Origin of the sequence: Cupriavidus sp. KB_39 (assembly GCF_052114485.1) — a bacterium.
In the GTDB taxonomy this organism is placed as follows: Bacteria; Pseudomonadota; Gammaproteobacteria; order Burkholderiales; family Burkholderiaceae; genus Cupriavidus.
Genome location: NZ_JBFREV010000065.1, coordinates 1 through 10,670 on the forward strand (window position 1 = coordinate 1; position 10,670 = coordinate 10,670).

The window sequence follows — 10,670 nt, forward strand, 5'->3', positions numbered from 1 at the left end:
CGTGACTGGAAGAACAAGGAAACGTACGACGCCGTGACCGGCCTGGCCAAGCAACACTCGGGCGCCTACGGCATGGGCATCGACTACGCCTACACGATGGTCCACAAGGCTGCGCAGCGCACGCAGACCCCGCACGCGTCGATCGCGCCAGTGCATGCGCCGGTGACCGAATACTGATATCCAAGGTGGGTGGCGCGGCATCAAGAGCCGGGCCACCCTGACTGGGCACAGGCAAAAAACGGTAGCCGCAATGACATGCAATCACAAACTTGGTCGTAAGCTGGAAATGGCTGCCGTCGCCTTCGCGACGGGGTTCTCCTCTCACGCGCACACCTCTTCGTCCCTCGGTATGCTGGCTGGAACACTGGCGGTTTGCGCCATGATGACCCAGCGGTTTGTTTATCCAGCGCTTGCGCGCAATGCGCGYATTGCCGCCGGGGCGCCATGCAGGAACATGTCTACCTTCTGACGGAYMATGGCGTCCATGTCGGTCGGGACCTTGAGACCGTAGATCCACTTGCGGACGCCGATATAGAAGATGGCCGCGTGCAGGCTCCAGATCATCTCGATCTCCGCCTCAGTCTCTTCAGCTTTGCGCGGTGCCTCAATCCCGAATGCGTCCCTGACTTCGGCCAGCACAGGCAGGAAGACCTTGCTGCGCAGCTTGCCGAGGTAYTTCTTGTTGATGCCTTCGTGCGTCAGGCCGGCAAAGATGAACAGCCGGATCCATTCTTCGCGGAGGATCACCGATGAATAGTCGAGGTAAAAAGCATGGAGCCGCTCCGCCAGTGGCATCGAGCGGTCGGTGATTTGCCGATCCCAGTCAGGACGCCATTGGAAGACCTCGTTGTACACGCGCTCGATGAGGGCTTCCTTGCTCTCGAAATAACGATAGAGCAGGGGTTGCGTCACACCGATCTGTCGGGCCAGCTCCCGGGTACTGCCGCCAAAGCCGTTTCGGGTGAAATGTTCGATCGCCTTTTCGACGATCTGCTTCTCGCGTTCCTCGGGCAGCAGCCGTCGCGYAGAYTTGACGGGMGGCTCTTCCGTGGTCGATCCAGTACCTGAGTCCATGACGTTCTCTCTCGCCAATGCGATGCCGATGATGTCCGGATTCTACCAATCGACCGATAAATGGGAAGATGGGCGACTGCAGAAGGTCTGCGCCGCCCGCTCCCGATGGTGGCTGYAGCCTAGTTAACGGTCTTCCTGCCGAGGCCCAGCTCACAATCCACGCGCTGATTCTGATACGCCGCGCGTTCCCATGCTCCCCGTGCCGACCGGTCGGTCACCGAGAATACGTAGATGCCGGCAAATGCCACCAGCATGGAGAACAGGGCCGGATATTCGTACGGATAGATGGCCGAGGCGTGACCCAGCACCTGCACCCAGACGGTCGGGCTCAGGATCGTCAGTACTACGGCCGTGATCAGTCCGAGCATGCCGCCKMCGACCGCGCCGCGCGTGGTCAGCCCGCGCCAGTAGATCGACAGCAGCAGCACGGGAAARTTGGAACTGGCGGCGATCGAGAATGTCAGGCTGACGATGAAGGCGATGGTCTGCTTCTCGAACAGGATGCCGAGCAGRATCGACAGCACACCCAGCACCAGCGTCGTCATACGCGACACCCGCATCTCGTCCTTGTCGGACGCCTTGCCCTGGCGGATCACCGTCGCATAGAGGTCGTGCGAGATGGCGGAGGAGCCCGCCAGCGTCAGCCCGGCAACCACGGCCAGGATCGTCGAGAACGCCACCGCACAGATAAAGCCGAGGAAGACGTTTCCACCCACCGCATGAGCAAGATGCACGGCCACCATGTTGACCCCGCCAATCACGGCGCCGGCGCTGTTGTGGTACAGCGGATCCTGGGCGACCAGCGCGATCGTGCCAAAGCCGATCACGATGATCATGGCGTAGCCCATGCCGACGATGCCGGTGGCGTAGAGCACGCTCTTGCGCGCGGCCTTGACGTTGCTGACGGTAAAGAAGCGCATCAGGATGTGCGGCAGGCCGGCAGTGCCGAAGATCAGCGCCAGGCCCAGCGACACGGCTGACACCGGATCCGAGACCAGGCCGCCGGGACGCATGATGGCGTCGTGCTTGCCATGTGCGGTGATGGCGTGCTCGAACAGGGTATTCAGGCTGAAGCCGAAGTGGCGCATGACCATGAAGGCCATGAAGGCGCAACCGGCCAGCAGCATGACGGCCTTGATGATCTGGATCCAAGTCGTCGCCAGCATGCCCCCGAAGAACACGTAGACCACCATCAGCACGCCGACCAGGACCACCGCCGAGGTGTAGTTGAAGCCGAACAGCAGCTCCACGAGCTTGCCGGCGCCCACCATCTGCGAGACCAGGTACAGCAGCACGATCACGATCGAACTCAATGCCGAGAAGCCGCGGATAGGCCGCTGCCTGAGCCGGTATGACAGCACATCGGCCAGCGTGTAGCGCCCCAGATTGCGCAGGGGTTCGGCGATCAGGAACAGGATGATGGGCCAACTGGCCAGGAATCCGATGGAATAGATCAGGCCGTCGTAGCCGCTGGTAAAGACCAGCGCCGAAATGCCGAGCAGCGATGCGGCAGACATGTAGTCGCCGGCAATCGCCCAGCCATTCTGCATGGCCGTGATCTTGCCGCCGGCAGCGTAGTGGTCGGCCACGCTGTGGTTGCGCTTGGCCGCCCAGCGTGTCACGACCAGTGTGGCGGCGACAAACGCGACGAACATGRCAATGGCGATCAGGTTCAGGCCCTGCCCGACCGGTGGCGTGGCCGCCAGGRCGGGAGTGGCSRCGACAAGCGGCRCAAGCAGGAGGGAAGCTGCAATCAAGGCGCGGTTCATGACGGTTCTCCCTCGCGGATCTGCGCAATCATCYTGTCGTAGACGGTGTTGCTGCGATACACATAGATGGCCACCAGTGCGAAGGTGAAGGCGAACATGCCGAACCCGATGGGTATGCCGACGCTCATCGGCTGGCCTGCTGTCAGCGGCGCAGCAAGCAGGTCCGGACGAAAGGCCAGGGTGAGAATGAAGCCGAAGTAGACCGCCAGCATCGCGGCGGTGAGCGACCAGGAAAAACGACGGCGCGCGCGCTGCAGACGCGCGAAGCCTGGCTCGCTCAGGAGGGGATGCGGGACCACGGGCGGGTCCGTTTCGGCAAGATCAAGATGGATTGGATAGGCGGCGGCTTGGGGCATGATGTTGTCTCCGGTACGTTGTTTTGCGGCGTAGGTCAGAAGCGCCGTGAGACGGCGGTCTCGCGCATGACTGCCTCGGGCGTCCGATAGCGTTCGGCCATCTCGCGATCCTGTTCACCCTTGAGTTGCGCCTGCATATAGGCCCCCAGATGGCGTGCGTGCTCGACGACCGCCCGGCCTACCTGGACGCGCTCGGTGCTGTACGCCTCGAGCGCCGTTTCGACGGACGGATGTCCGGCCAGCGCGYGGACCAGTGCGATGGCGTCGCCGGCCGCTTTCGTGACACCCATGCCGCAATGCGGGCGAGCCACGAACGCGGCGTCGCCCAGCAGCGCGATTCGGCCGAAAGCCATGCGAGGCACGGTCAGGTCGAAGATCGGCTGGAATAGCGGTTGGGGGGTCTTCGTGACGATTTCCGCGAACTGCGGCGCCAGCAGATCGGATGCGGCGCTTTCCATGTCGTCGAGCACCTCGGGGCGGATCAGGCTCGGCGGAATGCCATTGGCCCAGGTCTTGCCCGCGACGTCGGTCAGCAGGTCAGGGAGTTCGTCTTCCTCGCGCGTGGCGCGATACCACACGAAGTTGTAGCGGCGGCGGCCCGGCGCGATGCTGTTGCCGTCGCCTGCCACCGGATAGCCAAGGATTTGCTCGTGAGCCGGCAGGCAGAAGGCAAACTTGTCGAAAATGGCCGCGTGCGTGCCGGGCGAAATATCGGCCTCATCGACCAGCCCGCGCCAGGCAACATATCCGGCGTACTCCAGGCCGACCGAAGGCAGTAGCTGTTCGCGTACCCCCGAGCGGAAGCCGTCGGCGGCAATGACCATGTCGGCCCGGTGCGTCGAGCCGTCCTGCAGCGTGACGACCGCATGGTCGGCATGAGAATCGACCGCGGTCACGGTAGCGCCGGTGCGATAGGCGCCGGAAAACGCCTTGCCCAGCACGTCATACATCTTGCCCCAGGCCGTCAATGTCTGGGGCATCTGGCGATCCGATACCACAGCGCCATCGCGGGCGAGTGTGACCCGGGTATCGACGTGAACGCCAATGCTGTCGTCGACGACCACGCCGGCGGTGGCCAGTGCCTCGAACAGTTCCGGGTGCGTGACGATTCCGGCGCCRCGCCCGGTCAACGCTTCGGGTGTCCGCTCGAAGACCTCGACCTCCCAGCCTTCGCGCTGAAGCATGCTGGCGGCAAACAGACCGCCGAGCGATCCGCCGACGACGATCGCCCTGGGTTGCCTTTGCAGTGCGGATTTCATGCCTCGACTCCCGTTGTAGCTTGCGCCGGATGCGGCAATGCCAGGCCCTCCACCTCGGTGGATGGGTAGTTGAGCTCGATCGTGACGCCCGAAGGATCCTCAATGAAGACCTGATGGAGGCCAAGGCTCGGGACGGTGCGGTCACGCCAGGCGATGCCCTCGGCGCGGAGGGTGTTCCACATCTGCGCGACGCCAGTGGCCAGGAAGGCGATGTGGTCGAGCGTGCCGGTGCCGGATGCGGGCAGGGACTTGTCGCCGAGGTAGGCCGCCAGCCCCGAAGGATTGGCGGGATCGATGCCAATGATGTGCACGCATCCGTAGTCACGCTCGTCATCGCCCATATAGAGCCAGGCGCCGGGAAAATCGAACGGGGGGCGGWAGCCACGCCGGAAGCCCAGCACGCGTTCGTAGAACGCGCAGGACCGTTCCAGGTCGGTGGTGCGAATGGAAAAATGCGCAAGTTTGGTCAGTGCCATCGTCGCCTCCTTTAAATTATCGATCGATCAGTGATCGGTTGATAAATGATAGGGCGGAAGGCGCGACAGGCCAAGGGGCGGGACGGGTGGGACTTACCCTGATTCGACGAGCTTCCGCGCGGTGTCGCGCCTGGCTCACAAAGCAGGTCGGATCAAGGAGTGGCATCATCTGCCGGAACGCGAGCGTGTCGCATAGTTCATATCGCGATCTGCATCACGCTTCCCGAATGACCAATCGTTATCAATCGATCATCCCTGGAAGATGGACAAGCTGCTTGCACTGAAGATGTTCGTGGAAACCGTGGATGCGAAGGGCTTCTCCGCCGCAGCACGACGCCTGGAGCTGGCCACATCGTCGGTCACGCGCGCGCTCGACGGCCTTGAGGCATCACTGGGGGCGGTCTTGCTGAATCGGTCCACGCGGCTCATCACGGTCACGGAGGCCGGCGCAGCCTATTACCAGCAGGCCCGGAAGATTCTGGATGCCGTGGAGGAAGCCGACGCGTTGATTGCGGATCGGGGCGAGGAGCCGGTTGGGCGCTTGCGCGTATCGCTACCCGTGGCGTTTGGGCGGCGATGCATCGCCCCCTATCTTGGCGATTGGCTGGCGAAGTTTCCGAAACTCGAGGTCGAGGTGACGCTGACCGACGACATCGTCGACCTGATCGGCGAGCGGATTGACCTGTCCGTCCGGCTGGGCAGCCCGGCGTCTTACGATAGTGTCATCGCGCGGGAGATCGGCAGCTTCCGCCGTCGCGTGGTGGCTAGCCCGGCCTATCTGGAGAGCCAGGGTGTGCCCGCTGAGCCCGGCGAGTTGCTCCATCATCGCTGTCTGCGATTCAGCTATGGCGCGCGGGATCAGGTGTGGACCTTTCGCCAGGACGGCAGTGAGACGACAGTTCCGGTCAATGGCCATTTCCGCAGCAACAACGCCGAGGTATTACGCGAGATCGCGCTGGCGGGCGGGGGCATCGGCCTGTTGCCGGACTGGCTCGTCGATGACGATATCGACAATCGTCGGCTGACGCCGTTGTTTGACGCATGGTCTGTCAATCCTGACCAGACAAGCTCCGCCATCTCTGCGCTGTATCTGCCGAACCAGCGCGGCTCGCGGCGGATTGCCGCGTTCCTGACATTCCTGGCGACATTGCCCGGGCCGACACGCCGCCAGGAATGACTCAGGCAAGTGCCGGATAGTCGGTGTAGCCGACAGTCGTGCCGCCAAAGAACGTCGCCGGATTGGCGGCATTCAGCGCCGCCGAGGTCTKGAGACGGCGGGGCAGATCGGGATTGGCGATGAACGGCCGTCCGAACGCGACGATGTCCGCGCGCCCGTCGGTAATCGCACGTTCTGCGGAGGCGCCGTCGTAGCCGCCAGCCACCATCAGCACCCCGTGGAATTCGGCACGCATCCTGCGCATGATGGCATCCCAGCGCGGGTCAGCCGCCTCGTCCTTGACCGTACCGACCATCGCCGGCTCCACCAGGTGCAAATAGGCCAGCGACTCGTCGTTGAGGCGGCGTGCGATGTAGGCGAACGTGGCCTCAGGCGTGGCATCGCCCATGCCCATGAAGCGGCCCATCGGCGTGAGCCGCACGCCCACGCGCTCCGCACCGATCTCGGCCGTCACGGCGTCCACCACCTCCAGTAGCAGGCGCGCGCGGTTCTCGATGCTGCCGCCATAGGCGTCGGTGCGAAGGTTGCTGTCAGAGTTGATGAACTGGTCCAGCAGATAGCCATTTCCCGCATGGATTTCCACGCCGTCCATGCCCGCCTCCATGGCATTGTGCGCGGCCCGGCGGTAGTCATGCACGATCGCCGCGATACCCTCCACGGTCAGTGCCTGTGGCGTCGGGATGTCGCCCCACACGCCGTTCCCGTCGGCGTCGACGATGAACGTCTTGCCGGGCACCGGGAGCGCGCTCGGCGCCACCGGCAGCGCGCCGCCGGGTTGAAACGACGGGTGCGAAACCCGGCCAACGTGCCACAGTTGCAGGAAGATCCGGCCAGCTTCGGCATGGACGGCGTCCGCCACGGCACGCCAGCCCTCGACCTGCTCGGCGGTGTAGATCCCAGGGGTCCACGCATAGCCCTGGCCTTGCTGCGAGATCTGGGTGGCCTCGGTAATGATCAGTGCCGCTGAGGCGCGCTGCCGGTAGTACTCGACATTCATGGCATTGGGCACATTACCGGGCTGGCCAGCGCGCGAGCGCGTCAATGGCGCCATGGCGACGCGGTGAGTCAGTTGCAGCTGCCCGATTGTGATGGGCGAGAACAGATGGGATGTCATGATGATGACTCCGGTCAATGAATGGTTCGAAGAAGGAGCGAGCTGCTCAGCGGCGCGAAGCGAGGGCCATGGCCAGCAGCGAGACCAGCGCAAGACCACTGCCCGTCGCGACGATGCCGGACCAGCCGATATGCGTGTAGAGCACGCTGGCGACGGCCGATCCCACCGCGCCCCCGGCGAAGATGGCGGTCATGTACAGCGCGTTCAGGCGTCCACGGCTGGTGGCATCGAGCGCATARATCGCACGCTGACCCAGCACCATGTTCATCTGCACGGCAAAGTCGAGCACGATGCCGGTCAATGCAAGCCAATAGACGCCGCCTGTGCCGCCGACCAGTCCGGGGAGGAAACTGATGACAGCAGCGATCATCGCCAGGTAAGAGGCGATGCGCGTATAGCCCGAATCTGCCAGCCGGCCGGCGATCGGTGCCGCCACAGCGCCCAGCGCGCCAACCAGTGCAAAGACGCCAATCTGCGATTGCGAGAGGCCATAGTGGCTGACCAGCTCGAGGGGTGCGGCAGTCCAGAACAGGCTGAACGCGGCAAACAGCAGCGCCTGGTACAGCGAGCGCTGGCGCAGCACCGCATAGCGCGTGAACAGATGCCACAGGGAAACCAGCAGGCCGCCATAGGTGCCGCGATGCTCGGGCATGCGGCGCGGAATCGTCGCTGCGATGATGGCCACCGTCGCCAGCGTCATCGCGGCGGCGATAAAGAACACCGCACGCCAGCCGAAGGCCTGTGCCAGCAGGCTCGACAATGGCCGGGACAGCAGGATTCCGGAGAGCAGGCCGCCCATGATCGTGCCCACGGTGCGCCCACGCAGCGCTTCGGGCGCAAGGTGCGCCGCCAGCGGAATCAGTATCTGCACGCTCACGGAGCTCAGGCCAAGCAACAGCGACACCAGCAGGAACAGTCCTGGCTGCGACGCGGTGGCGGCGCCCACAAGGCTGATGGCGGCGGCCACGCCACTGATCAGCAGCAGGCGCCGGTTCTCGTGAAGATCTGCCAGCGGCACCAGAAAGAACAGACCGACGGCATAGCCAATCTGGGTCAGCGACACGATGACGCTGGCGCTTTGGGCCGACAGCCCCACCGTCGGCGCAATCATCTCGATGATGGGCTGGGCGTAATAGAGGTTGGCAACCAGCACGCCGGCACACAGCGAAAACAGCGCGACCAGCGCGCCGGACATCGGGGCTGGCGCAGGCGCGGCGCCGGGCATGAGGGGGGAAGTTGTGGATTCCATGGCGTTGAGGGACAGGTTGCAATGGGGAGAGCTTAGGCGCCGGAAAGCGCAATTTGAATCACAACGGGGAGCAAATCAGCGTTGCGCGGGATGCAACGCCTCCCTCGGTACTTAGGGCGCGATCCTGGCCTGCAGCGTCTCGCCGCCCAGTGGCATATCGCGCAGCCTCACGCCCGTGGCATCGACCAGTGCGTTGCCGATGGCACCGGCGGTCGGGCCCATCGCGGCTTCCGCCACGCCCAGGAATGGTGCGCCTGGACGATCGATCAGATGCACATTGACCTGCGTGGGGTACCGCCGAGAACCGCATGATTGGATAGGTTCCCCAATCGAAACTGCGAATGCCGCTCGTGTCGAAGCGCAACTGTTCATAGAGTGTCCAGCTGGCAGATTGCAGGATGCCGCCCTCGGGTTCGCAGCGGCGCCATGCCGGATGCCCGGCRACAGGAAATCGCCGCAAGCAGCCCGGACTGGCGGTGCGACGCCGTCGAATTCTTCGTCACGCGGATCTCGTTCGATTCCCTCGACAAGGCGCGTGCTGCAAGTCTGAGCGATGTACCGACCAGGCTTCGCCTGCCCGAGGCGGACATTGATCGCCTGATCGATGCGGGAAGGGATGCGATCCTCGGCAACCCGGTGATCCGCGAGTTCGAGCGCGAGGCGACCGGGGCGCGACAGTCCAGCGCCCCAAGAAATAACGGCCGCGATCTCTCGCGGCCGTTTTTGCTTTCCAGCGGGGGTTTTTACTGCGCCGATCCCGCCGCCGCCGTACCCGCCACCTTCGGCACCGCCGGTGCGGCCCGTTCCATGAAGAACGCGCCACGCAGCTGCGAGGTGGCCGCGCGGGTGCCTTCGTCCACGGCGCCCATCAGGTTTTCATATTCCGGGGCCTGGTCCCAGTCGCCCTTGGCGGGATTGTGGTTTTCCACCCTTTCATACCATTCGAGCTTGTTGGTCGACAGGTCCACCAGCTGTCCGGTCAGGGAGATCAGGGCCGTCGGCGGGGTCAGCGGCAGGAAGCCGTAGTAGTTTCGGACCGTGCCCAGCGAGGTGGCGCTCACCAGCAGCAGCTTGTCCGCCTTGTACTTCCGGGCCAGCGGGCGATAGTCACGCAGCGCCACGCCATCGCCCGAGCCCTCCGTGAACTTGGAGAGGGACTCCGTATCGATCGGCTCCTCGATCATCACGACCTTGATCTGGCGCGATTCCAGGCCCTGGGCGAATTCCTTGGGCAGGCCGCTCACCTTCGAGAAATCCTGCTTCTGCAGGCGGTCGACGATGGCCTTGGCGTTGGCCCGGTTGATGGCGTAGTCCAGGATGCCCTGCGCGCCCAGCATGACCTGGTTCGGCTCGGGCAGCTTCTCGAGGGCGACCGCGACGGTCTTCTCCTTGTTCTCGAACAGCGCGCTGGTGGCCGGAATCGGCTTCTGTACCACTGCGCAACCCGCGAGGGCGGTAACGGCCAGCAGCAGCCCGGCGAGGTAACGACGACCCATGGTTTCTCCTGTTTTTATCGGATGAGGGAAAGACATGAGATCGATAACGTCCGGCAGGGCCTGACATTGAGCCCCGGGAAGTGGGGTAGACATGCCCCGGGGGTCGCGCGGCGGCGTAGAGAGATCCAATTTCAAAAAATTTGAATAAGTGCGTGAGACTTTGGCGGMTTTTCGGCACTTATCGCCCCGTATAGTTCATCCCATCGCAACGCCACAACAAAACAACGGCGAACAGCGAAAAGCAATAAAACTGAACGAATCAACCTTTAGCTACCGGAGAAACCACCATGTCGAACGCCAACAACGCCAAGCTGCAAGTCCTGACCCCGCGCAACAGCCAGCTGATCATCATCGACCACCAGCCGCAGATGGCCTTCGGTGTSCAGTCGATGGACCGCCAGACCATGAAGAACAATGTGGTGGGCCTGGCCAAGGCGGCCAAGATCTTYGATGTGCCGACGACGATCACCACGGTGGAGTCCGAGTCGTTCTCCGGTTACACCTACCCCGAAATCCTCGACGTCTTCCCGGGCCAGCAGACGCTGGAACGGACCTCGATGAACTCGTGGGATGACCAGAAGGTGCGCGACGCGCTGGCCGCCAACGGCCGCAAGAAGATCGTCGTGGCCGGCCTGTGGACCGAGGTCTGCAACACGACCTTTGCCCTGAGCGCGATGCTGGAAGGTGACTACGAGATCTA

10 protein-coding genes and 2 pseudogenes are annotated in these 10,670 nt (G+C 63.7%); 3 read left to right on the plus strand and 9 right to left on the minus strand.

Annotated elements, in window-relative coordinates; genetic code table 11:
* Positions 1–177: pseudogene (locus tag AB4Z27_RS27560) on the plus strand (hydrolase); the annotation flags it as partial.
* A gap of 222 nt (positions 178–399) precedes the next feature.
* Here the strand turns inward: AB4Z27_RS27560 and AB4Z27_RS27565 are convergent.
* From AB4Z27_RS27565 to AB4Z27_RS27585, 5 genes are all read right to left on the minus strand, one after another.
* Positions 400–1,074 (minus strand): TetR/AcrR family transcriptional regulator, encoded by a 675-nt coding sequence (locus AB4Z27_RS27565; protein ID WP_441645770.1) that lies wholly within the window; start codon positions 1,072–1,074, stop codon positions 400–402.
* A 119-nt stretch (positions 1,075–1,193) separates the two neighbouring features.
* The gene (locus tag AB4Z27_RS27570; RefSeq protein WP_441645771.1) at positions 1,194–2,843 is read right to left on the minus strand and encodes a cation acetate symporter; all 1,650 of its coding nucleotides are present in this window, start codon (positions 2,841–2,843) and stop codon (positions 1,194–1,196) included.
* Positions 2,840–3,199: a DUF485 domain-containing protein gene (locus AB4Z27_RS27575; protein WP_441645772.1), complete on the minus strand. Its 360-nt coding sequence runs from the start codon at positions 3,197–3,199 to the stop codon at positions 2,840–2,842. The genes AB4Z27_RS27570 and AB4Z27_RS27575 overlap by 4 nt, the downstream gene beginning before the upstream one ends.
* A 35-nt stretch (positions 3,200–3,234) precedes the next feature.
* Positions 3,235–4,458: an FAD binding domain-containing protein gene (locus AB4Z27_RS27580; RefSeq protein ID WP_441645773.1), complete on the minus strand. Its 1,224-nt coding sequence runs from the start codon at positions 4,456–4,458 to the stop codon at positions 3,235–3,237.
* Positions 4,455–4,934: a VOC family protein gene (locus AB4Z27_RS27585; protein WP_441645774.1), complete on the minus strand. Its 480-nt coding sequence runs from the start codon at positions 4,932–4,934 to the stop codon at positions 4,455–4,457. Before AB4Z27_RS27585 ends, AB4Z27_RS27580 begins: the two co-directional genes overlap by 4 nt.
* 262 nt (positions 4,935–5,196) lie before the next feature.
* Between AB4Z27_RS27585 and AB4Z27_RS27590 the strand changes: the two genes are divergently transcribed.
* Positions 5,197–6,111: a LysR family transcriptional regulator gene (locus AB4Z27_RS27590; RefSeq protein WP_092291734.1), complete on the plus strand. Its 915-nt coding sequence runs from the start codon at positions 5,197–5,199 to the stop codon at positions 6,109–6,111.
* Between the two features lies 1 nt (position 6,112).
* On the opposite strand, the gene AB4Z27_RS27595 is transcribed toward AB4Z27_RS27590, so the two are convergent.
* From AB4Z27_RS27595 to AB4Z27_RS27610, 4 genes and pseudogenes are all read right to left on the minus strand, one after another.
* The gene (locus AB4Z27_RS27595; protein ID WP_441645775.1) at positions 6,113–7,225 is read right to left on the minus strand and encodes an alkene reductase; all 1,113 of its coding nucleotides are present in this window, start codon (positions 7,223–7,225) and stop codon (positions 6,113–6,115) included.
* Between the two features lie 46 nt (positions 7,226–7,271).
* A complete protein-coding gene (locus AB4Z27_RS27600; RefSeq protein WP_441593812.1) occupies positions 7,272–8,474 on the minus strand; it encodes an MFS transporter in 1,203 nt (400 codons plus the stop codon).
* 111 nt (positions 8,475–8,585) lie between these two features.
* Positions 8,586–8,889, minus strand: a pseudogene (locus tag AB4Z27_RS27605) (xanthine dehydrogenase family protein molybdopterin-binding subunit); the annotation flags it as partial.
* Between the two features lie 328 nt (positions 8,890–9,217).
* Positions 9,218–9,970 (minus strand): hypothetical protein, encoded by a 753-nt coding sequence (locus tag AB4Z27_RS27610; RefSeq protein ID WP_092291740.1) that lies wholly within the window; start codon positions 9,968–9,970, stop codon positions 9,218–9,220.
* Positions 9,971–10,257: 287 nt separating this feature from the next.
* On the opposite strand from AB4Z27_RS27610, the gene AB4Z27_RS27615 reads away from it, so the two are divergent.
* Positions 10,258–10,670: isochorismatase family protein (locus AB4Z27_RS27615; RefSeq protein ID WP_441645776.1), on the plus strand; the 413-nt coding region annotated here is incomplete at its 3' end.